Below are 22,518 nucleotides of genomic sequence, written 5' to 3' on the forward strand. Positions count from 1 at the left end.
TTTAGTCATGAAAGACAAGCAAATTGAAGAACTTATAAAAGCAGAAAAAAAGCGCCAAACGGACGGCCTGGAACTAATTCCTAGCGAGAATTACGTTTCGTCAGATGTACTTCAGGCGCTCGGTAGTGTTTTCACTAATAAATATTCAGAAGGCTACCCTGGTCGACGTTATTACGGCGGACAAGAAAACACCGATCAAGTCGAACAGCTGGCAATTGACCGCGCTAAGAAACTTTTCAAAGCAGATCACGCTAACGTCCAGCCACATTCTGGAGCGCAAGCTAATGAGGCGGTTTATTACGCTTGGTGCGAGCCCGGCGACACTATTCTGGCTATGGATTTGGCTCACGGCGGCCATCTTACACACGGAGCTCCAGTTACTCGTAGCGCCAGAGAGTACAACTTCATTCGCTATGGCATAAAAAATATCGACACTGGCGAAATTGACTATGAAGAAATTCGTCAATTGGCACTTAAACACAAACCAAAGATCATTTTGGCGGGATTTTCGGCATATCCACGAGAGCTAGATTACGAAAAATTTGCTGAAATTGGCAATGAAGTCGGCGCTATGCTAATGGCAGATATGAGCCACATTGCAGGACTAATTGTTAGTGGCGTTGCCAAAAACCCGTTCGACTATGGCTTTCATGTAATCACCACAACAACTCATAAAACTCTACGTGGACCACGAGGCGGGCTGATTCTTAGTCGAGGAATAGTTGGCAATCCATTGAAAAAACCAGAGAAAACTCTTGAGAATTTACCTACGTTGATTGATCGAGCAGTATTTCCTGGCACACAAGGCGGACCGCACATGCACACCATCGCTGCAAAAGCCGTAGCGTTCGGTGAAGCCTTGCAGCCAGAGTTCAAAGATTACGCCGAGCAAATTGTTAAAAATGCGAAAAGACTAGCGGAAGAGTTGCAAAAGCGCGGCTTTAAGCTAGTAACTGGCGGCACCAGCAACCATTTAATTCTGGCAGATATTCACAGCAGTTTTGGCATTGATGGCAAGGAAGCGGAAATCGCCATGGATAAAATTGGTCTGACATTGAATGCTAATGCAATTCCAAATGACCCACTACCAAGATTCAGACCAAGCGGCATTCGCCTAGGCACTCCAGCTGTCACAACGCGAGGCGCCAAAGAAGACGACATGGAAAAAATCGCGGAATGGATGAAGCAGTCAATAGATAATCGTGACAATGACGAAGCGTTGGCTGAACTACGTAAAGAAGTTATGGAATTCTGCCATACTCTACGCGATATTTAATATAAACCCGCACATAAAAAAACTCTGGCTTAATGCCAGAGTTTTTTATTACCTATACCTAATTACGAAGCACAAGTACCGACTGTTCGCTCTTCTGCTGTGTTACTGGAGAAGTTAAAGTACCTAACGTGCGCACCCGTAGCATCACCCGTAGTCGGACATGGAACATACTCAATAGTATTAGCCTCTGAAGGAGCGCTAGATACGCTACCAGACCTAACAGTACTCTCGTCTAAGTAGTATGGTTCGCCAGTCTGTGAAACAGAAGAAGTGCCAGAAGTAACAGTCTTACTTGTTAAGTCTGCCAAGCTAGATGGGTACTTGCTCTTAGCTGTATTGTATAGCTCAGCTTTCTTAGCAACAGCGTCAGCAGCAGATTTAGCAGCAGATGTCTTTGCTTGGTTTTGCAAACCGTTGTATGCAACCAAAGAAACAACTGTCAAAATTGCGATGATCACGATAACGATCAAAAGCTCAACTAGTGTAAAACCTTGATTTTTGATATTCTTTGTAGTCACGATAATGTGCCCCCTAAATTGTTAGTTTGACTTGTAACTTGATAATACTACAACGTTTTTAAAAGCGCAAGCATTTTTAATATATATATCTATTCTGCACTGGACGCAAGAATAAAGATTCCGTTGGGCTGAACCTATTATTTTCACTACCTGAAGTTCCGTCACCAATCTGCCCATTATCATTCAATCCCCAACAGTAAGAGCGCTTGTCCGACATAATTACACAGCCGCGGTTTGCCCCAGCGGACAAACTTACTACACTCTCTGAAGCAGGAAGTCCATTTGGACCAACATTAACCGACTGAGGAGTAAATGAATATTGAATGTCCGTCCTATTTGCTCCAAGTTGACCCAATCTGTTATCGCCCCAACAATAGACTTTCTTAGTACCAGCATCGTTCACCAAGGCGCAAGAATGAGCAATGCCAACCTCAACCTGCAGCGCCACTCCAGGCAAACCACCGACCAACCTCGGCTCAATATGCTTTTTAGGAGAGCCACTCCCCGGAGATCCAGCCTGTCCGCGCCCAGCGCCACCCCAGCAGTACACTTTACCCGCAGCAATAGCGCAGGTGTGAGTTACATAATCGGGAGAGCCCGACCAAGTGTATCCATCTTGAGATATATCAGTCACATCCTCCAAGTCCTTAACTCTGGTAGCATTACCATAGCTGATATAATGCGTCGCACCAATACCCAGCTGCCCATACCTAGCTTGCCCCCAACAGTAAGCTCTTTTTTCAGTGGTTATAACACACATAGTTTGTGAACGAGATCCGCCAGTTGATAACTTAGTAGCAAAATAATTATTAGGAAGCCTGTCGGGGCCGCCCGAGTTAATACGCACTGGCGTTGCGCTGGACTTAGGGCTGCCGGGGCTGCCGTAACCCAATTGACCCATACTATTACTGCCCCAACAATACACCTTTCCTGCAGCAATAGCACACGAAACATCGCCGGTTCCTCCAATTGCACTGATATTATTTCCAGCAAAATCTGCAGCTAGCGCGCCAGTAGGCGGTTTAACCTCGACTGGAACACTAGAATATTTACCTTCGCCAAAATCTCCATTACCTAGTTGTCCAAATTTATTATTACCCCAACAATATATCTTCCTGACAGAACTAAATTCAGTCAATACACAGCTATGAAATTGTGCCGCAAATATATCAATAATTTTCCCATTTCTCATATCGCCCACAGAACGCACCTTCACAGGGACATTAGAACTAACAGTAGTTCCGTCGCCCAATTGACCCATAGTATATTCATTACTTTCATACTTGTCATTATTGCCCCAACACCAAACATTATTCGACAATATAGAGCACGTACGATAAGTGCCGCTTACTGTACGCGTTGCGTCAATATCAGCTGGCCAAGTAACTGATTTCTTTACAACAGCAGTATAAGTTTTTAGGACTGTGCTACTACCATTTGTTATTTCAACGCGACCAGTAGATGAGATTTGAGCGGTAGCAGCCGACAGAGCCGCGCTTCTAGTCGAAGCCTCCAAATTGCCAACTTCAAAAGTCGTTCTTAACTTGCTATTCTCAAATACATATCTATTACCAGGAAAAGCTACAGCCCCCTTACAATTGGTTTCTGGACGAAGCGGACCAATTCCACCAGGAACCGAACCCCATGATTGCTCAGCTCCATTAGAATCCAAGCAGGCGTTAGCATACGCCGTACCCGCCTCACCAGCCTCTTGGGCTAACTTGTAATAATACTCTTCCTGAGAGTAGACGTATGACTGAGTTACAACCCTCATAGCACCAGCCAAAAGAGCCAATATGAAAGTACTCATAAGTACAATTAGCACCAAAGAATAGCCATTTTTTCGTTGAATCATAAGTTATTTATCTTTCGTATCATTAATGTTTGAGAATCGGAAACTTGCTTGCTAGGTGATTGAATTGTCAGAGTAATTTCTACATTATCCGCACCATCAAGAGCTTTCTTATCGCTATCTGGAGCGTCGCTATTTTTGCTTATCAGCGTTTTTCCATCATAGTAATTAATCTTAAATTCCGAAACTCCAGTCGCCAAAATCGAATCTTCGCGAAGCTTCATGGCTCGATCTTTAAACTTATCAGCATCCAGGCTATTCATACAGAAATATCCCGCAGCAGACCCTGAGTATGGCGCTGGAGGGTAACTGGAGAAATCAACTAAATCATTATAGATAGTCCGTCGATGCAACTCTCCATTCTTCAAAAAATATATGACTATTTTTTTATACTTCGGTTGCTGAGTCTTATTTGCTCCGCAGTCAAACTTCGGAGTTCTTAGATACACAATCTCCCTAGAATCGGCACCTCGACCCATATTTGTAGCATATTGAAGCAGTATAAGTGAGTTCTTTTCGGGATCAGTAATGGCGCTACTTGAATACGGATTACTTCTATATCTCCATTCTCTGGGCGTCGCACCAGAGAAATTTTTATCGGTAGCAAACGTATCCTCTCCATCATAACTACTCACCTTAAAGCGCGAAGCTTGACGTACGTCAGTTTCAATTGCATCCATGGAATTGTGCATATTTCGGCTAATCTCGACTTTTGCCTTGCTGATAGACGCGCTTTGGTTTGCTGAAATTAACATCTGACTAAACACGCCGACGACCATCGCGACAATGACCATCACCAGGGCTAGTTCTACTACAGTAAAACCACTCTCATTAGAACGCCACATATGTCGCATGTACCACCTTCTTTCCACTACCCACGCCGGAGCTTGGCAATCCATATTCTACGATAGACTCCACTTTAATCGGCATCCCCAAGCTAATTGTTCCATTCTTACATCCGTATGGCGCTGATGCATATACTTGTTGACTGACCACCCCAGGAAGCCCATCGACATTACCAGTAGTTCTTGTAACTTCATACCTAGTGTTCGACGACGCCGTATTACACTTAAACCATGACGGGGCGGAATCATTCGCGTAACGACGCATATTATTATATGCCAGAAGACTCGCTTTATTATGCTGAGCGCTTAAAACCGATATCTGGCTAACTTGCGCTTGCATACTTAATATAACAGCCATGAAAATACCAATAACAACCAGAGTAACTGCAACTTCGACAATAGTAAATCCATCGCTTTTTCTCACTAGTCGCGCCATATACTATTCACCCTTTTTTCCGACCCCGTCGAAAATTCCTTATATATAATGTTATATTTCACGCAAGTTGCCGCCGTCACGTCAGTTATAGGACCAGAAGTTGACTTCGTGCAATCTCCATCGTCTATGTTTGCTGCCTCATACAACAATTCGCCATTGCTACCGCCAGACCAATCACTACGATTACACTTGATCATCTCCTTTTTCAGAGAATCACCTCCTACAATTGACGAAAAACTTTTAATAAGATCAGCGCAGGAAGGATACTCGTGTCCAATAGAACTAACATCTTTATACTTGTAATATCGCTCCAACCTCAAAGACAACTCAGATACATCGGCTTTTTGCTCCTGATCTCTAGTCAAATTCAAAAATCTTCCGCCACCAACAAACGCGATACTAGCCAAAATCGACACAACCACAATAACCACTGCCACTTCAACTATCGTATAGCCACCCGTCCCACGATTCATATCAATATTGTAGCGCAAATCTACAAAAAAGCATATGCTTATTGTCGGGAAAGTTCTAGCGGTTCTTGCTCAATTTTTATACCGAACTTGTCAAAGACAATTTGCACAATTTCCTCACGAATCGCCGCCAAGTCATCATATCCTGTTGCCGAATCATTCACAAGCACCAACGCGTTCTTCTCATAAACCCGCATGCCGTGACTGCGATAACCCCTTAAGCCAGCCTTATCTATCAACCAACCTGTCGGGATTTTATATCTTCCGTCAGACATTGCATAATTTGGAATGTCGCTATATTCTTTTTGCAACTCTTCCAATTTCCATTTTTCAACCAGCGCGTTTTTGAAGAAAGAGCCTGCACTTGGCAATTCCGCTGGGTCTGGCAATTTTTCCGAACGAATATTAAGAACTGCCACGCGAATCACTGACAAATTGACCTCACGAATATCATTTTCATCAATATATTTCTGCAAAGAAGCGTAGTATGGCGGTTTCGGCTCTGCTTTATTTAGTCGCAAAGTAATATTCAGAATACAATATCGCCCTTTTTCCTTGTCGCGAAAAATACTGTTTCGATAAGAAAAGTCACATTCATCAGCAGAAATAGTTACAATTGTGTCGGTTTTTGAATCGTAAGCCTCCAGACTAATCAACGTGTCGGCAATTTCTTGACCGTACGCCCCAACGTTCTGGACCGGCGCAGCTCCAGCCGTTCCAGGAATTCCCGACATAGCTTCAATTCCCTGAAGTCCAAGTCCAATAACCCTCTCAACAACCTCGTCCCAGACTTCGCCCGCACCAATTTTCACATCAGTTGTTTCGTCAGCTTCAGAGATAATCTCAAAACCTTTAATCCTATTCAACAGTACAATCCCTTCAAAAACCTCATCATGCGTAATCACATTACTGCCACCACCCAACACAAAAATTGGCAAATTTTCCTTTCGGGCATTACGATATAACGACACAACATCACTAGCAGAATCCGCTGTCGCCATATAGCGAGCCTCACCTCCCAATTTCATAGTTGTGTATTGTTTCAGTGATATATTAGTCATGACGTCCATGCATATAGTATATCATTTTACTCGACCGTCATCTATGATATAATAACTTCATACGCACCCGTAGCTCAGCGGATTAGAGTACTTGGCTTCGAACCAAGGGGTCGCAAGTTCGAATCTTGCCGGGTGTACCAAAATAGCTCGTCATTATGACGGGTTTTTATTTATGACTACACCATAAAAACACCAGTCGAGCGGCTGGGCTAGCTATTCAATGGCGGGTTCTGAATCTCTGGCGATATTTGCGCAGATTGTGAACCTAAAATTTGGCGAATTTGATCAGCGGTGATAATTGTGGTCGAGCCAGGCGCGACAGTTCCCGCCAGCATTTGCTTAGCGACGGTATTCTCGACAGCTCGCTGAACAACGCGGCGCATCGGGCGAGCTCCCAATCTTGGATCATAGCCAGCCTCGACCAACAATTTCCTACCTTCTTCCTCGACCGCAACTTGAATTTTTTGCGGCGCCAAGGTTTTATTGACTCCCGCCAAAATCAAATCAACAACCTGCAACAACTCCTCTTTTCCTAGTGGACGGAACAAAACGATTTCATCAAAACGGTTCAAGAATTCTGGGCGGAATAAATTGGCATTAATCAACTCGTTAATAAATGTCTGCTCGAATTGCTCCAATTGATAGCCTCGCTCAATATATTCACGAATTCTATCCGCGCCAGCATTTGACGTCGCAATTACAATCGTATCGCGAAAACTAATTTCTCGGTTGTTTTCATCACGAAGTATTCCTTCATCCAAAAGCTGCAAAAGCGTCGTCAGAACCTGAGGATGAGCCTTTTCAATTTCGTCCAAAAGCACGACAGAGAACGGACGCTTCTGAACTTGAGCAGTCAAACTCCCTGGATCTCGCGCGCCATCCGCAATTAACCTAGCCACGTCATCCGGCCTGACAAATTCGTTCAAATCCAAGCGAATCATATTGCCTTCACCGCCAAAATAAACATCCGCCAAAGCTTTAGAAAGCTCCGTTTTACCAACACCAGTCGGACCAAGAAATAGGAATGCGCCAATCGGTCGATTCTGATCTCTAACACCTGTGCGCGCGCGGCGAATAGCGTCAGAAACAACTGTCACGGCTCGCGTCTGATTGATCATTCGCTGATGAATTAATGACTCCAAGTTTAACAATTTTTCCTTTTCGTCGCTCAAAGATGCTACCGAAATTTTTATGCCAAGAGTTTTTTCGATCGCGTCATCCACAGATTGCGCGGTCACTAGCCCGCCGCTGGCATAACTTGCCGCCGCTTCCAAAATTTTCAACGCCTTACCTGGCATCACCAAATCTTGAACATAGCGATCGCCAACACGATACGCCTCCGCCAGCGCCTGATACATATATGTCACTTTGTGCTGCGCCTCAAATAAAACCAATTGATCGCGCATAATTTTCATAGTTTCAGGTTCGTTTGACGGCTGAATTGCAATTGTATTCAAAGCGTGAGCAAGCTGTGGCTTAGTCTGAGAAATTTGCAAAAATCGCTGATCGTCCATCGTTAAAATCGTCCTAAGTCTGCCCGCCTCCAGAATTGGCAATAACACATTACTCAAGTCAACCGAACCAACGCCTTCTTCGAAAAATAATTGCGCATTGTCCAGACACAAAATCACATTTTTCGACAGAAAAGCCTCGTTCAAAATCATCGTAACTAGATTTTCCAATTCCCCGCGACCCGACGCTACGCTGATCAACGACGACGCGTCCAGCATAAAAATTTGCTGATACATCAGCGAACCAGGAACGCCTCGATGCCCGTCAATCAGCATTTCCGCAAACGCCGACACGACAGTACTTTTTCCCGCACCGTCAGCACCAACCAGCGTAATATTCTGCCGCCCGCCAGAACTAAACGTTTTAAGCATCTGCCCCAGCGCCTCCTCGTGCGCAGCCAACTTAGTTGTAAACGCGCCGCCAGATACACTGACGCTAATATTCTGAGCAAATCGACTCAGCAGTGGCGTATAACCAAAAGACCAATCCCTAGCAATTCCGCCAGTATTTAGCGGCTTCTCTTTATATTGATCAATCAGCGCCTTTATTCGCTCATACCATCGAATAGCCTCCTCGATATCATGAAAATCGATCTTCATATTCGCCAGCAAAGAATCGTGCTGTGGCAATTGCTTCACTATCGCCGCCGCCAAAACCGCGCTAGTAATCTTCGGACTTTCCGTGCTCTGCCAAATTTCAATCGCCGCTTTCCAAATCTGCTCCGTTCGATTCGGATCGTCGACGGAAATATTGCGCAAGAAATTCGGTGTCAAACCCAGCCGCACTGCCAAAAATTGCCCGGCTCGCGTGCCTGTAATCGCCTCAGCAATATCAATCGGCGTCGGTCTGCGCGGCAATTTGCCCAAAACGTCCGCCGCCATCACATCGTCAATTGTCTTAGGATTTTTACTAATTTCCGCCGTCTTAAGATCTTTTTCCCACCAAATCGACACCATAATCATTGGACCACTCAGACCAAATAATAGCCAGCCAATCGCCCCGTGTTCAATCAACAACCACAAACCAAGTAGCACCATCATAATACCTACAGCTATCGCCACGATATGCCAAGCATTGCCAAACCTTACAGAAAATCGCGATTTCTGAGATCGTAAACTGTCGTAATTAAATCTCGGCTCTATTTCCATACAGAAACTCCCAATTGCCATAAAATAATTCCGATAAACGGCATCAGCGGCAGCGCCAGCCACATAATAATTCCTACAATCATCCACAAAAATCGTAGCAATATCATCAATATTCCAATAATTATCACCATAGAGCGCACCACCGCGCCAATTACTCGCGAAAACATTTTGTCAAAAAACGCAGATAGCTGCACAGATAAGTCGCCGCCAACCGGAGCGGCTGAAATCTGGCGAAACGGATTGAATAAGGTTTTCAAAAGTAGCCCGACTGAGAAAAAATCTGCGGTTCGTAAAACGCTCAGAAAACTTTGTCGGATATATTGCAACAAGCCATTGCCATACCACCACTGAAAGATACCCACCAAAAACATATTGATATTGTAGCACATCGACCCGGCAGAGTATAATAGACAATATGGCAAGACAGATGATTAGTACTATTATTGGCAAAAGCGTCAAGAAAGTCGCTAAATTACGCGGTGGCGGTTCAGCCTTGCCGGGTTTGGTGATTGAAAAAATTGACCCAAAATTTATTCAAAGAACGTTGGCAGATTTACCGCAAGGCGTGGTGATTATCAGCGGAACGAATGGGAAAACGACGACGACAAAAATCGTCGTAGAGTTGCTGGAATCAGTCGGACTGAAAGTCTTCACCAATCGCACTGGTAGCAATTTTTCCCGAGGCGTGGCAGCGGCGCTACTTGACGAGGTTAATATCCGCGGCAAGCTGGATGCCGACATTGCAGTTCTGGAACTGGACGAGGCTTGGGCGGTTAAGTTTGTGCAAATTGTTCGTCCGCGCTTTTCCCTGCTTCTGAATGTTATGCGCGATCAATTGGACAGATTTGGAGAAATCGACAATACAGCCGCATTGCTTCAAAAAATAGCTGAAGCAACCAGCAACACTGTCGTTCTCAACCGCGACGATCCGCGAATTTTTAAGATTAGCGAACATATTCAGGCTAAAAAAGCTTTCTTCGGCACAACCAGCGAATTACTTCAATTGATGCCAACGGACGACACTCTAAAATACGGAACCGCGGTCGCAAATCAAAGCGTAGTTGCCGATGTCTTATTGAAAAAAATTAACGCTCAACAGGCAACTTTTCAAATTGACAATAAAGAAATTGACGTAGATCTGCAACTCACTGGAGTTTACAATCTTCTCAATGCGGCGGCGGCGGTTGCTCTGGCTCGACAAATAGCGGGACCGGAAATTACCGATACGATTTTATCTGCGCTGGAAAATATAAAGCCGGCGTTTGGTCGTGGCGAAACGATTTACCTGAATGGCACGCCAATTGAGCTTATTTTGGTGAAAAATCCAAGCGGCTTTCGGCTGGCACTTCTGTCGTTCGCCAAAAATAATAGTGCTACGATGATCGCCGTTAATGACAATTACGCCGACGGACGAGATGTAAGTTGGTTCTGGGACGTCGATTTTTCGCTATTAAAAAACGTAGCAATGATCAGCGGCGTGCGTGCTTACGATATGGCTTTGCGGCTTCAATATGATGACATTCCAATTGGGAAAATTGACACCAATATTTCGAAAGCCCTGGAAGATTTCATTAATACTAATCCCGACGAGCCAAAACAGATTTTTTGTAGCTACACAGCCATGACAGCAATTCGTCGCCTACTGAGCGAAAAAACCGACGTGGAGGAAATATCATAATGAAAATAACAATTGCGCAACTTTATCCGCGAGATATGAATCTTTATGGCGACTGGGGCAACACGCTAGTCCTAAAAAAACGGCTGGAGCGACGCGGCTTCGAAGTTGAGATTATCGATCACAATCCAGGCGATTCAACGGATTTTTCTAAAATTGATATTTTTGTCGGCGGCGGCGGACAAGATTCTGGGCAGACGATTATCCAAAATGATCTTCTGGCGCGAGCTGATGAACTGCGACAATTAGCAAAAGACGGTGTGCCGATGTTAATGATTTGCGGAATGTACCAATTATTTGGTCGATTTTTCCGAACACTCAAGGGCGAGGAAATTGTTGGCGCTAACATTCTGCCGATTGAAACGATTGCTGGCGACGAGCGGATGATTGGTAACATTGTCATTAGAAGCCAGGAATTTGGCGATATTGTTGGCTATGAAAATCACAGCGGACAAACTTTCTTAGATAAGACCGCCAAACCTCTTGGGCAAGTTATTAAAGGCGCTGGTAATAATATGACCGACGCAAACGAAGGTGTTCGCTATAACAATATCATTGCCACTTACCTCCACGGTCCGATTCTACCTAAAAACCCGCAAATTGCAGACTTTCTTATTGGCGAGGCGCTAGAGCGACGCGGCGTAAGTTCAGACTCGGGATTGGGAAAAATTGACGATACTTTAGCGAATAAAGCGAGAGAGATAGCGTTAAAATTATCCAGATAATTCATGAAAAAAATCCGTATATATCTTAAAAAGCTATATGCATTTCTTCATAAAATGCCCGGTTGGATTTGGCTAATTCCAATCTTAATTTTAGCCATCAACGTTCGACTTGCCTATTTAACAAAAGCTGACATTTGGCATGACGAAGGATATACGGCGGCCATCATTCAGCAGCCAATCAGAGAAATTATCGCCATCACAACCACGGATGTCCACCCGCCGCTTTATTACGTTATCATACACGTTTGGCAATCGATTTTCGGCAATTCCGTAGCTTCACTCAGAGGATTTAGTGTTACGTGCGGAGTTCTGACAATTGCTCTGTTATTTCTATTACTCCAAAAACTTTTCTCTAAAAGAATTGCCGTATTTGGAAGTTTTTTAGCAGCGCTAGGACCGTTCTTAATTCGCTATAGCGACGAAGCTCGAATGTATGCACTGGCGGCACTCTTAGCCGTAGCAATGACTTACGCATTCGTCGTGGCAGTCGAGCACAAAAATAAGAAGTTCTGGTGGGCGCTATACGGAATTTTAGTAGCACTCGGTCTTTATACTCAGTATTTTCTAGCGCTCATATTACCGGCACATTTTGTTTATATTTGTCTAAAACTTGGCGGAAATCACACTGCCATAAAAAATATATTTAAGGACAAAAACGTTTGGCTTGCCGCAGGAACATGCTTTTTACTATTCCTTCCCTGGCTACCAGTTATGATCTCCCAAACCAGCCGGGTAAGCGGCGGCTTCTGGATTCCCGAAGTCACTAAATTTACCATCCCGACAACATTATCAATGTTCTTAACTTATGACAATAGAATTGTTCGCTATTTTGGGCTGCTACTGCCGCCAATTATAATCGTAATTTCATTCATCCTAGCCAAAAAACACTCAAAATACCAAGCAGCAATTTGGATTTTAACAATTTGGTTGCTGCTACCGATGATCATCGTTTACATACTCAGCCAGGGTCGACCAGTTTACTTAGATCGATACTTCACTTATTCAGCGCCGGCGTTTTACGGCTTGATTGCGGTATTCATCGGGCTTATTTTTTCTAATAAAAAATGGTGGTCTATTGGAATATCTATTGTCCTGACATTATTTATTGGTCATTACATGTGGCATATTGGCGGTAAAAATATTGCGGAATCATCCTGGAACAACACCAGCACAGCCATGAATCATATAAATGAAAATATCCAGAGTAGTGATGCTATTATCTCTGGTGAAATCTACACTTACTTTCACACTTCCTATTACAACCGCACAAATAAAGAAATTATACTTCTGAAGCCGAAAGAAGAGCTAGGTTGGGTTGGCGAATGGGGATTAATTAAAAAATTGAATACTCCAGAAATTAGTTCATTAGAATCAGTAAAAGCGTCGAGAATCTGGCTTATTCTTCGCGAAAAAACATATGACGAATATAAAAAACAAGTTCCACCCTATTGGCAAATAAAGCAAGAATTCCATGATGGCGACTTGATTATTGGACTATACGAAAATAAAAAATAACTGGTTAAACACCAGTTATTTTAATACGTTGAATGATTTCAATTGGTCGGGGTGAAAGGACTCGAACCTTCGACCTCACGGTCCCAAACCGCGCGCGCTAGCCAACTGCGCCACACCCCGAAGATATCTCTATCATTCGCTCTGATCTATCTTAACATATATCGCTAAATAAGTACAGGAAAATCCCATAAAACTTAAAAGAGATCACTAAAAATATAACAGCTAAGCATTCACGGCTTCAATCTCAACCGACAATACTTCTTTTTTGATTGGCAAAGATTGACCGGGTTCGAACGTATAAACCAGTAATCGACCAAATGGCATCTCTACATTCGCCATTTCGGCTTCTGGAACTTGGTCGAGATGTTTAATTAAAGCTCGAATAGAATTGCCGTGAGCCACCAATAAAATATTCTCACCATTCTGCAATTTCGGCAAAATTTCTTGCTCAAAATATGGAACAACCCGTGCATAAACATCTTTCAAAGTTTCGCCGCCCGGTACTGGATAATCCCAACCGCGTCGAATACCATTAAAAGCCTCTTCGCCAATCTCCGCTTTAACCTCCCATTTATTTTTTCCAGTCAAATCGCCATAATCACGCTCATTTAACTCAGTTGCATGCGTTGTTGGTAGATTTTCGACTCCGCATCCTTCGAGTAGCGCAGCCAAAGTTTGTTGTGTGCGTTTTAATGATGAAGTGTAAGCTTCATTAAATGACAAGTCTTTCAATAAAGCGCCCAATCGCACTGTGTCATTATGACCCTTTTCCGTCAAATTAACATCCGTCCAGCCAGTCCACTTACCGAGCAGATTCCATTCACTCTCACCGTGCCGACTAATAACTAATATTCCCATTATTTCCCTCCAATCATCGGCGCAAAAAAATCTACAACTTCTTTTTTCACGCCGTCATTATCAATAATTTTCGTATTTACGTAACCGAATTTATCAATTGCCCAAAATCTTATTGCCCAGAGCAGCGACATGTCTTCAAAATCAACCTCATTTTTGGCAATAAATTTACTAGCCACAATTTCCGATTCCTGCAATTTTATCTCAGAAAAAGCATCGTTTTCTAACTTTGTAAAAAACACAAATTGATGCGTCAAAAACTCATCAGAATGACGCGAAGCAACCATGGCAAGTTTCAGATCCTTAGGATCGACTTGAATGTCGACTTCTTCTTTCACCTCGCGCACCGCCGCTTCCAACGGGGATTCTCCAGCGTCAACAATGCCACCAGGCAGCGACCAATGGTCTTTATAGCCAGCCTTGACGATCAATAGTTCGCCCTGCTCATTTTCAATTAACACCGCCGCACTGGAAAAACGCCTATCCAAACTTGCCAGCCAAGCCTGTCGCTCTTCATCTGTAAATTTCATTATTTAGCAAACTCAATTGCTCGCGTTTCGCGAATCACGTTAACCTTAATGGTGCCAGGATATTGCATTGTCGACTCAATTTTCGTCGCAATATCTCGCGCCAATTTAATCGCCGACAAATCATCAATCGTCTGAGGCTTCACGATCACACGAACTTCACGACCAGCAGAAATCGCATAAGCCTTATCAATTCCCTCAAAGCTGGTGGCGACATTTTCCAAATCACGCATTCGCTCTGCAAAGTTTTCAGCGGAAACGTTACGCGCACCCGGACGCGCCGCCGAAGCCGCGTCGCAAACTCGAACAATAATCGCCTCTGGAGTTGTCGCTTCGATATCATCGTGGTGCGCTTCGATTGCGTGAACAATTCTCTCATCCATGCCATATTTACGAGCCAATTCCGCCCCAATGTGATGATGTTTACCCTCGATTTTATGTGACACCGCCTTGCCGACGTCATGAAGAAGTGTAGCAATCTTTGTAATGCGCACATCCGCGCCGATTTCTTCAGCGATCATCCCCGCAATTTGCGCCATCTCAGTCGAATGCTTCAGGACGTTCTGACCGAAGCTGGTACGAAATTTCAACTCACCAAGAAGCAATAGCATCTCCTTCGGAATACCAATCACGCCAGTTTCACGCATAGCATCTTCACCGGCTTGTCGAACCTCTTTTTCAATCTGTTTCTTAGCTTTAGCAACAACCTCTTCGATGCGCGCAGGATGGATACGACCATCCTTCATCAGCATCTCAAGACTAAGACGAGCCACTTGTCGGCGAACAGGATCAAAACTCGACAAAATAATCATGCCAGGTGTGTCGTCAACTAAAATATCGACGCCAGTTTCGCGCTGGAGCGCCTGAATATTACGCCCTTCCTTGCCAATAATTCGACCCTTCATCTCGTCATCAGTCAGTTTGACTGCAGTCACCGTGCGCTCAGCGGTAACTTCACTGCTCATTCGTTCCATTGCAGTCACCAAAATCATTTGCGCCCGTTCTTCAGCGTCATCCATTGCGTCATGTTGTAATTTTGACACCAAACCGACCAAGTCTTGCTTAATGTCACGCTCAGTCATCTGCATTAACTTATCAGCAGCGTCCTTCTTTTTCAGGCCAGCGATTTTTTCAAGCTTTTCCTGCTGACGTGTGCGAATATCGCGAATTTCATTCTTAAGATTATCAACTTCATCCTCATGTGCGCGCAATTTTTCTGCTCGTCGATCAAGCTCTTCCAGCTTATTGTCCAGAGTCCTCTCGCGATCCGCCAAGCGATTTTCGGTCTTTTGCCATTCCTTGCGACGCTCGTTTTCAATCTTAAGCGCCTCGTCCTTAGCCTTAAGGACGATGTCGCTCGCCTTAGTTTTCGCATCCGCCAGATCTCGCTCAATCTGATTTTTACCGTTAATTTGGCGAGTTCTCTGATATCCAACAAGACCAGCAGCACCCGCGCCAGCTCCAATAGCCGCGGCAATAATTACTTCTATCATTATCATTCCTTTCCGATCAGCCGCCCCTGAGTGTTCGTCTCAAGGAAAAATATCAACAGCCAATCAACTTCAAACTATCTAATTCGGCGAATCAAAAATCACAAACCGCCGTAATTTAATTATACACGGCTTTGACGGTTTGGGCTATAAAAATTATTTTCGCGGCGCAGTGATATTCGCAGCAGCACCGTACTCTGGCATAACAATTTTTTCATTCTCGCCAGAACGCAATTTGCCCAAAGCCAAATCACGCCAATTGTCACCCATCGCACCAACAATAGGAATATTCAAGCTATCCGCCAAAGTGTTCACAACCGTCAAACCAATTCTCAGCCCCGTAAAGCTTCCCGGTCCTTTCATCACGCCAATGCCGCTTATCAGATGCAAATCGCCAGTCTTTTCTTCCAAAAATTTCAACAAATTCCGCGCCAACGTTCGCCCAGCTTCCCACTCAAAATCCTGACGATTTTCTCCATTGACTATTGTCAAAAAACATGTTGATGTTGAAGTGTCCAATAAAATTATCACGCCATATTCTCCTTTATTTTTCCCAAAAGTTCATCAGATTTTTTGCCGCCAGGATAAAATTCCACAAGCCGCCCTTCTTCGCTAATCGCAGTAATTTTTATCACCAACCGATCACTCGGCAATGCATCATCGACAGCGCCAGCCCATTCAACTACAACAACCGAATTAGAAGCCGCCACTTCGCGAATCTCCTCGCTCATAATTCCAGCATTTCCCAATCTATAAAAATCGTAATGCGCCAAACTCAGACCGCGAGGCGAATCGTACACACGCGAAATCGTGAAAGTTGGACTCTGAACTGGCTCGTCAATCTCTAAAGCCTGCGCAATTCCCTTCGTCAATGTGGTTTTCCCCGCGCCAATATCGCCGACCAATTCCAGAACTTCCCCGCCAGAAACAGCCCGACCAATTGCCACGCCCAATTCTCGCATTTTCTCTTCACTAGAAATATTCACTCTTATATTATACTATGCTAGCTTTTTTTTGGCGATAATAGTACAATAATCATAAGAGTTATGCGTGTTTCAGACCAGACAATTGAGAGCATTCTGAAACAAGGTGGGGTTGTTGATGAGCCGCAGCTTGCTGATTTGAAATTGATCGCTGAACGGTCGAAGCAAACATTACAAGAAACCGCTATTGAACAAAAAGTCATTTCTGAGGAAGATTTGACAAAGTTGATCGGCGATTATATTGGCGTACCTTTCGTGCGAATTGAGCCAAAGGATATTCCCGAAGATGTGTTGAAACGAATTCCTGAACATATCGCGCGCCAGTATAATGTTGTGCTTTTTGAGAAAAATGAGGACGACAGCTTGTCACTTGCGATGGAAGACCCAGACGACGTGCAGGCGTTGAACTTTATTCAGAAAGAAATTGGCTACAACACTAAGGTTTTCCTAGCGACAAAAAGCAATATTTTGGACTGCTTGGAAAATTATCGCGGCAATATTAACGCCGAGCTTGACGAAGTTATTGCAGTCCAAAAAGACGCGTCTGCAGAAGACCAAAACGTTAGTCAAGACGATTTTGCGGAGAATTCACCAATTGCCCAAACTGTTAATTTGTTGCTGGAATACGCCATAAAATCCAACGCTTCCGACATTCACATTGAGCCGCGCGAAGATTATGTTCAGGTTCGCTACCGAATTGACGGTGTTTTGAAGGAAGTTAACAAATTGCCACGAAACGTTCACGGCGCTTTGGTGAGCCGCATTAAAATTCTCTCTAATCTGAAAATTGATGAACGCCGCGTGCCGCAGGACGGTCGATTTAAGATAAAAGTTTCAGGAAAACAATACGCGCTTCGCGTTTCGACATTGCCAATCGCTGACGGCGAAAAAGTGGTCATGCGTATTTTGGACGAATCGAACCAGGCCGTTAAACTGGATCAGCTTGGCTATTGGGGCCTGTCGCTCGCAACTGTAAAAGACGCAATGGCTCAGCCGAACGGAATGATCCTGGTGACTGGACCGACTGGATCGGGAAAATCGACCAGTTTGTTTAGCGTCTTGTCTGAACTCAATACTCCAGATGTCAATATTTCCACAATTGAAGACCCGGTGGAATATAAAATCCCAGGAGTCAATCAAACCCAAACTAACGCCAAAGCCGGGATGACCTTCGCTTCAGGACTAAGAGCCCTACTCCGCCAAGACCCAAATATCATCATGGTCGGAGAAATTCGCGACGGCGAAACCGCAAACCTTGGCGTTCAAGCGGCGCTAACTGGACACTTGGTGTTCTCCACTCTACACACAAATAACGCTGCAACATGTTTGCCACGTCTGCTGGATATGGGAATTGAGCCATTCTTGATCGCTTCAACCGTGAAGGCGGTGATTGGACAGCGACTAGTTAGGCGCCTGTGTATGAATTGCCGCCAAGAATATACTCCAAACGAAGAAGAAATAAAGTATATCACCGAGATGTTTAAGATAAACACCGAGTCGATTAAAAAAATTCACAACCTCGAAGAACAGGCTTTTGAGGATAAAATTGGTGGCGACACGCCCATGGGATCAACAGATTCAGGAATTGAACACTTATGGAGGCCGAACCCAGAAGGTTGTGACAAGTGTGGACATAGCGGATTCAAGGGTCGCGTTGGCATTTACGAGGTTCTTGGCATTTCCATCCCTATCCAAAAAATGATTACCGCCAACGCCACCAGCAACGATATTCAAGATCAAGCGATTTCCGAAGGCATGGTGACAATGCATATGGACGGACTTATTAAATCACTGCGCGGAATCACCACCGTGGACGAAGTTTTGAGGGCAACAAGGGAGTAACATTATGCCAATTTTTGAATATTTGCTTGTCAATAAAAAGAAAGAGACCGTCTCTTCAACGATTGAAGCAGCCGACAAACTATCTGCCATTAATAATTTGAGGTCACGCGGACAATTGATAAAAATTGAAGAAAAAGGCGCAAAAAAAGAGCTTAGTTTTTCTTTCGGCAAGAAAAAGAAAGGTGCCAAGACTGAAGAATTGGTGATGTTTACTCGTCAATTAAGCGCCATGGTTTCAGCTGGCGTTCCTATTCTTCGTTCCCTTAACTCTATGGCAAAACACGCCGAAAGCGCCAATTTCCGAGACACGATCAACGCTGTGATTAAAGACATTGAAGGCGGCATGTCTTTCGCAGATGCCCTAAGCAAACATCCAGAGACCTTCAATGATATTTACGTGAATATGGTTGCTGCGGGTGAAACTGGAGGTATTTTGGATGACATCTTAAAGCGTCTAGCCCTACAACAAGAAAAAAACTCATCCATGAAGAAAAAAATTAAAGGCGCCATGACATATCCAATTGTCCTTTTAATCATCACAATTATTGCCTTCTTTATCCTGATGATCTTCATCATTCCGGTCATCGGTAAAACCATTAAAGATATGGGCGGACCTGACGCTAAACTACCAATGCTTACTGAGATTATGCTCGGAATCAGCGATTTCGTAGTGTCGTTTTGGTATATAATCATTCCAATATTTGTCGGAAGCATTTGGCTATTGATTCGCTATATTAAAACCCCAAAAGGTCGCGTAAAATTTCACAATATTATCATCAAAGTTCCAGCTGTCGGTCCAATTGTTAAGAAGGTGGCAATCGCTCGCTTTACTCGAACCTTTTCTGCTCTTATCGGCGCGGGCGTGGCTGTGCTTGAAGCATTAGACGTAACTTCGCGTGCCGTCGGAAATGTCGCTTATGAAAAATCCCTAAAAGAAGCTACTAAGCGAGTCCAAAACGGTGAAGTTTTGTCAAAAATTATTGCCGAACGAGATGATTTATATCCGCCGATTGTTGCGCAAATGTTATCTGTCGGCGAGGAAACCGGCCAAACCGATAAGGTTCTAGTTAAAGTCGCTGACTTTTACGAGGAAGAGGTTGACACCGCGATTGACGGCGTTAGCTCTATTATTGAGCCGGTGATGATTGTCGCAATGGGTGTTGTTATTGCCCTAGTGGCGGTCAGCGTCATGGGTCCAATTACAAGTATGGCGGGTCAAGTTAAGGAATAATAGTTTTTCAAAAAAGCTTATGCTATAATACTGACATATAGGTGGGAAAATAATAACGTGTCGAGCATATTTTATAGAAAAAAACCAATTATCGGCCTAGATATCAGCCGAACAAGCATAAAAGTAATGTCGATTGACAGAAATCGGATGCTGGTTCATGGATATGGATCGATTAACCTCGATTCTCAAAAAAGCGACGGAAATTCTACAGACAACACTGAATATTTGGCGCAGAACATCAAAACGTTATTGAAGAAAAACGTCGTAGGACAAATTAACAGCAATCGCGTAGCGCTGGGCATACCAACTAACCGAACATTTTCGCGAACATTTAGCCTGCCCGTAAAAGAAGAAAGTAATATTCGCAGTGCGGTAAATTTGGAAGCCGAACAATATATTCCAGCTCCGTTAGATTCTCTTTATTTGGACTATCGGATTATCAATCGCACAAAAGATGAACTTAGCGTATTGATGTGCGCCGCACCGAAGAAAATGATCGACAGCATGTTAGACGCCACAAAACAATGTGGTCTGGAAGTTGCGATAATTGAGCCGAACATCAGCGCAATCGCTAGACTTCTGAAGCGCACAGAAGAAGGAATGCTTCCTACTGTTATTGTCGACATAGGCACATCAACTACAGATATTGCAATTCTAGATTCTGATATACGTGTGACGGGCGGCTTAAATGTTGGCGGCTATTCACTCACCTTAAATTTAGCTAAAAAAATGAATGTACCAATTGAAACAGCTCATCAATTTAAGGTATTAAACGGATTAAATCCTGGTCCAAGGCAAGCCAGAATCGCAGGAGCCTTGCACCCAAGTTTGGAAAAAATGACCAATGAAGTTAAGCGCGTTATGCGATATTACACAGACCGCTTCCCTGATGAGAAAAAAATCGAGCAAATTCTCATAGTCGGCGGCGGCGGTAATTTACCAGGAATTGGTGATTTTTTCACAAACGAGCTATTAATGCCAGCGCGCGTGGCAAGTCCGTGGCAAATGCTGAATTTCGATGGACTAGAGCAGCCGGCAAAACAGCTTCGCTCCCAGCTATCACCAGTCGCAGGTCTAGCCTTAATCAAGCAGGAGGATATTTATGATTAACCTTCTCCCTCCTCAAGAAAAAAAGCAAATCAGCGCTGGACGAGTAAACGTCATCTTAAGACGGTACTGCATCATATCGTTGATATTTGCAGGCCTGCTATTCTTAACTATTGGCGGATTTTATCTGTTCTTAGAAAATAGCCGCACCTCAGCTCAAGCCAACATCGACGAAGGAAACGCTAAGCTTGCTCAATACCAATCGACACAAAAAGAAGTTAGCGAGTTTAAGAAAGACCTCGACTCGGCTAAGGCGATAATTAGCAACGAGGCTCATTACTCTACAATTATCCCAAAAATTGCACAGTACATCCCATCAGGTATGGTTTTGGACTCTCTGACGCTAGACACTTCAGCGTTAGATAAACCATTGTCATTAACAGCTCTTGGAAAAAATAAGGATGACGCTATTCGAATAAAAACCAGCTTAGAAAAGTCAGAAATATTTAGTGACGTTCACTTGGAGACTGTTGTTTATAGCGATGGAAGCCAATCGTCAGACAAGCCTGCGGATTATCCAATCACTATAACAATTAGCGTTACACCAAAGCCAGAGGTCTTAAAACAATGAAAAAAGTTCTAAATGCCAGTATTGCGCGAATTGTCCTGTCGTTACTATTGCTCATAATATTATCAGCAATGGTGGGACTAGTTATTTTCGCCTATTCATTCTTAAGTAAAACATCAGAAGAAGTTGGAAAAATGCAAACAGAAGCAATTGCAGTTGATGCAAAAATACAAAGTTTGCTAGCGTCAAAATCTCAGCTCGACCGCAATTCCGACACAGTTAAAAAAGCAAAGAATATCGTCTCAGAATCGAAACTTTATCAATATCAGAATCAGATTATTAAGGATTTAAATACCTACGCCGACCGCGCTGGCATTCCAATTAAATCTTTCTCTTTCCAAAACGAACCAACAACTTCCGCTAAGACGGCGACATCTAGCAAGCGGACACCCGCCAGCCCTGCTGGAGTGAAAAGCACTTTCGTATCAATTCAATTGGGAGATCATATAGATTACACGAAATTCCTACATTTCCTTAGTCTTATTGAAAAAAATGTCACCCGGATGCAGCTTTTAGGCGTGTCAATTTCCAGAGGTGCAAATAATCATGAAATATCAATCCAATCACTTGAAGTAAAGGTTTATACACGATGAGTCCATCAATATCAGAACAGCTTGAACCAATCGTAAAATCACTGTCCAAATTCCTGTGGCGATTTCATGTGATAATATATAGCGTTGTTGTAATCGGAGGCGTAGCGATCGCGATATTTCTTTTGAGCGGACTTTTAGCAGTTTCTACCGAAGAACCACAAACCGCATCAATAAGCTTCGATAAAAAAACCATGAAAATTATTAAAGACTTCCGACCATCAACTTCAACAAACGACTCATTTAGTCTGCCGACTGGTCGCTCCAATCCATTTGCCGAATAAAACACAAC

23 protein-coding genes and 2 tRNA genes are annotated in these 22,518 nt (G+C 43.7%); 11 read left to right on the top strand and 14 right to left on the bottom strand.

What is annotated here, in order from left to right; genetic code table 11:
- Positions 1-7 precede the first annotated feature (7 nt).
- The gene (locus tag LRM41_RS02945) at positions 8-1,276 is read left to right on the top strand and encodes a serine hydroxymethyltransferase (RefSeq protein WP_243819389.1); all 1,269 of its coding nucleotides are present in this window, start codon (positions 8-10) and stop codon (positions 1,274-1,276) included.
- 62 nt (positions 1,277-1,338) lie between these two features.
- On the opposite strand, the gene LRM41_RS02950 is transcribed toward LRM41_RS02945, so the two are convergent.
- The 6 genes from LRM41_RS02950 to murB form a co-directional block, all read right to left on the bottom strand.
- Positions 1,339-1,794, bottom strand: a complete 456-nt coding sequence (locus LRM41_RS02950) for a prepilin-type N-terminal cleavage/methylation domain-containing protein (protein ID WP_243819390.1) — start codon at positions 1,792-1,794, stop codon at positions 1,339-1,341.
- 76 nt (positions 1,795-1,870) lie between these two features.
- Positions 1,871-3,649 carry an RCC1 domain-containing protein gene (locus LRM41_RS02955; protein ID WP_243819391.1) on the bottom strand — a complete coding sequence of 593 codons (1,779 nt, stop codon included), beginning with the start codon at positions 3,647-3,649 and terminating at the stop codon, positions 1,871-1,873.
- On the bottom strand, positions 3,646-4,491 hold the full coding sequence (locus LRM41_RS02960) for a PulJ/GspJ family protein (RefSeq protein WP_243819392.1): 846 nt from the start codon (positions 4,489-4,491) through the stop codon (positions 3,646-3,648). The genes LRM41_RS02955 and LRM41_RS02960 overlap by 4 nt, the downstream gene beginning before the upstream one ends.
- Positions 4,478-4,927: a type IV pilus modification PilV family protein gene (locus LRM41_RS02965; protein WP_243819393.1), complete on the bottom strand. Its 450-nt coding sequence runs from the start codon at positions 4,925-4,927 to the stop codon at positions 4,478-4,480. The genes LRM41_RS02960 and LRM41_RS02965 overlap by 14 nt, the downstream gene beginning before the upstream one ends.
- On the bottom strand, positions 4,915-5,400 hold the full coding sequence (locus tag LRM41_RS02970; RefSeq protein ID WP_243819394.1) for a prepilin-type N-terminal cleavage/methylation domain-containing protein: 486 nt from the start codon (positions 5,398-5,400) through the stop codon (positions 4,915-4,917). Before LRM41_RS02970 ends, LRM41_RS02965 begins: the two co-directional genes overlap by 13 nt.
- Positions 5,401-5,438: 38 nt before the next feature.
- Positions 5,439-6,467 (bottom strand): UDP-N-acetylmuramate dehydrogenase, encoded by a 1,029-nt coding sequence (gene murB / locus LRM41_RS02975; protein WP_243819395.1) that lies wholly within the window; start codon positions 6,465-6,467, stop codon positions 5,439-5,441.
- Between the two features lie 54 nt (positions 6,468-6,521).
- On the opposite strand from murB, the gene LRM41_RS02980 reads away from it, so the two are divergent.
- Positions 6,522-6,598 (top strand) — tRNA-Arg (locus tag LRM41_RS02980).
- A gap of 69 nt (positions 6,599-6,667) precedes the next feature.
- Here the strand turns inward: LRM41_RS02980 and LRM41_RS02985 are convergent.
- Positions 6,668-9,118, bottom strand: coding sequence for an AAA family ATPase (locus tag LRM41_RS02985; protein ID WP_243819396.1), 2,451 nt, complete (start codon positions 9,116-9,118; stop codon positions 6,668-6,670).
- Entirely contained in the window at positions 9,109-9,489 is a 381-nt protein-coding gene (locus LRM41_RS02990; RefSeq protein WP_243819397.1) for a hypothetical protein, read from the bottom strand. The genes LRM41_RS02985 and LRM41_RS02990 overlap by 10 nt, the downstream gene beginning before the upstream one ends.
- 44 nt (positions 9,490-9,533) lie before the next feature.
- Here LRM41_RS02990 and LRM41_RS02995 point away from each other — a divergent pair, with 44 nt between their 5' ends.
- From LRM41_RS02995 to LRM41_RS03005, 3 genes are read left to right on the top strand one after another with little or no spacing between them, the layout of a single operon-like run.
- Positions 9,534-10,796 (top strand): Mur ligase family protein, encoded by a 1,263-nt coding sequence (locus LRM41_RS02995; RefSeq protein WP_243819398.1) that lies wholly within the window; start codon positions 9,534-9,536, stop codon positions 10,794-10,796.
- A complete protein-coding gene (locus LRM41_RS03000) occupies positions 10,796-11,518 on the top strand; it encodes a type 1 glutamine amidotransferase (protein WP_178142786.1) in 723 nt (240 codons plus the stop codon). The genes LRM41_RS02995 and LRM41_RS03000 overlap by 1 nt, the downstream gene beginning before the upstream one ends.
- A 3-nt stretch (positions 11,519-11,521) precedes the next feature.
- On the top strand, positions 11,522-13,033 hold the full coding sequence (locus LRM41_RS03005) for a glycosyltransferase family 39 protein (protein WP_243819399.1): 1,512 nt from the start codon (positions 11,522-11,524) through the stop codon (positions 13,031-13,033).
- Positions 13,034-13,076: 43 nt separating this feature from the next.
- On the opposite strand, the gene LRM41_RS03010 is transcribed toward LRM41_RS03005, so the two are convergent.
- The 6 genes from LRM41_RS03010 to tsaE all read right to left on the bottom strand — a co-directional run bounded on the left by LRM41_RS03010 (position 13,077) and on the right by tsaE (position 16,891).
- Positions 13,077-13,153: transfer RNA gene (locus LRM41_RS03010), tRNA-Pro, on the bottom strand.
- A gap of 102 nt (positions 13,154-13,255) precedes the next feature.
- Positions 13,256-13,891, bottom strand: a complete 636-nt coding sequence (locus LRM41_RS03015; RefSeq protein WP_243819400.1) for a 2,3-bisphosphoglycerate-dependent phosphoglycerate mutase — start codon at positions 13,889-13,891, stop codon at positions 13,256-13,258.
- On the bottom strand, positions 13,891-14,418 hold the full coding sequence (locus LRM41_RS03020) for an NUDIX domain-containing protein (protein ID WP_243819401.1): 528 nt from the start codon (positions 14,416-14,418) through the stop codon (positions 13,891-13,893). The genes LRM41_RS03015 and LRM41_RS03020 overlap by 1 nt, the downstream gene beginning before the upstream one ends.
- The gene (rny, locus tag LRM41_RS03025) at positions 14,418-15,908 is read right to left on the bottom strand and encodes a ribonuclease Y (RefSeq protein ID WP_243819402.1); all 1,491 of its coding nucleotides are present in this window, start codon (positions 15,906-15,908) and stop codon (positions 14,418-14,420) included. Before rny ends, LRM41_RS03020 begins: the two co-directional genes overlap by 1 nt.
- Before the next feature lie 153 nt (positions 15,909-16,061).
- Positions 16,062-16,436: a tRNA (adenosine(37)-N6)-threonylcarbamoyltransferase complex dimerization subunit type 1 TsaB gene (gene tsaB / locus LRM41_RS03030; RefSeq protein ID WP_129635285.1), complete on the bottom strand. Its 375-nt coding sequence runs from the start codon at positions 16,434-16,436 to the stop codon at positions 16,062-16,064.
- Entirely contained in the window at positions 16,433-16,891 is a 459-nt protein-coding gene (tsaE, locus tag LRM41_RS03035) for a tRNA (adenosine(37)-N6)-threonylcarbamoyltransferase complex ATPase subunit type 1 TsaE (RefSeq protein WP_243819403.1), read from the bottom strand. Before tsaE ends, tsaB begins: the two co-directional genes overlap by 4 nt.
- Before the next feature lie 60 nt (positions 16,892-16,951).
- Here tsaE and LRM41_RS03040 point away from each other — a divergent pair, with 60 nt between their 5' ends.
- From LRM41_RS03040 to LRM41_RS03065, 6 genes are read left to right on the top strand one after another with little or no spacing between them, the layout of a single operon-like run.
- Complete coding sequence (locus LRM41_RS03040; protein ID WP_243819404.1) at positions 16,952-18,730, top strand: GspE/PulE family protein; 1,779 nt, start codon at positions 16,952-16,954, stop codon at positions 18,728-18,730.
- A gap of 4 nt (positions 18,731-18,734) precedes the next feature.
- Positions 18,735-19,961, top strand: a complete 1,227-nt coding sequence (locus tag LRM41_RS03045) for a type II secretion system F family protein (protein ID WP_243819405.1) — start codon at positions 18,735-18,737, stop codon at positions 19,959-19,961.
- A 57-nt stretch (positions 19,962-20,018) separates the two neighbouring features.
- Positions 20,019-21,071 carry a type IV pilus assembly protein PilM gene (gene pilM, locus LRM41_RS03050; RefSeq protein WP_146423394.1) on the top strand — a complete coding sequence of 351 codons (1,053 nt, stop codon included), beginning with the start codon at positions 20,019-20,021 and terminating at the stop codon, positions 21,069-21,071.
- Positions 21,064-21,639, top strand: a complete 576-nt coding sequence (locus LRM41_RS03055) for a PilN domain-containing protein (protein WP_243819407.1) — start codon at positions 21,064-21,066, stop codon at positions 21,637-21,639. The genes pilM and LRM41_RS03055 overlap by 8 nt, the downstream gene beginning before the upstream one ends.
- Positions 21,636-22,229 (top strand): hypothetical protein, encoded by a 594-nt coding sequence (locus LRM41_RS03060; protein ID WP_243819408.1) that lies wholly within the window; start codon positions 21,636-21,638, stop codon positions 22,227-22,229. The genes LRM41_RS03055 and LRM41_RS03060 overlap by 4 nt, the downstream gene beginning before the upstream one ends.
- Positions 22,226-22,510: a hypothetical protein gene (locus LRM41_RS03065; protein WP_243819409.1), complete on the top strand. Its 285-nt coding sequence runs from the start codon at positions 22,226-22,228 to the stop codon at positions 22,508-22,510. The genes LRM41_RS03060 and LRM41_RS03065 overlap by 4 nt, the downstream gene beginning before the upstream one ends.
- Positions 22,511-22,518 lie beyond the last annotated feature (8 nt).

The organism is Candidatus Nanosynbacter sp. TM7-087 (assembly GCF_022828365.1).
Taxonomy (GTDB): domain Bacteria; phylum Patescibacteriota; class Saccharimonadia; order Saccharimonadales; family Saccharimonadaceae; genus Nanosynbacter.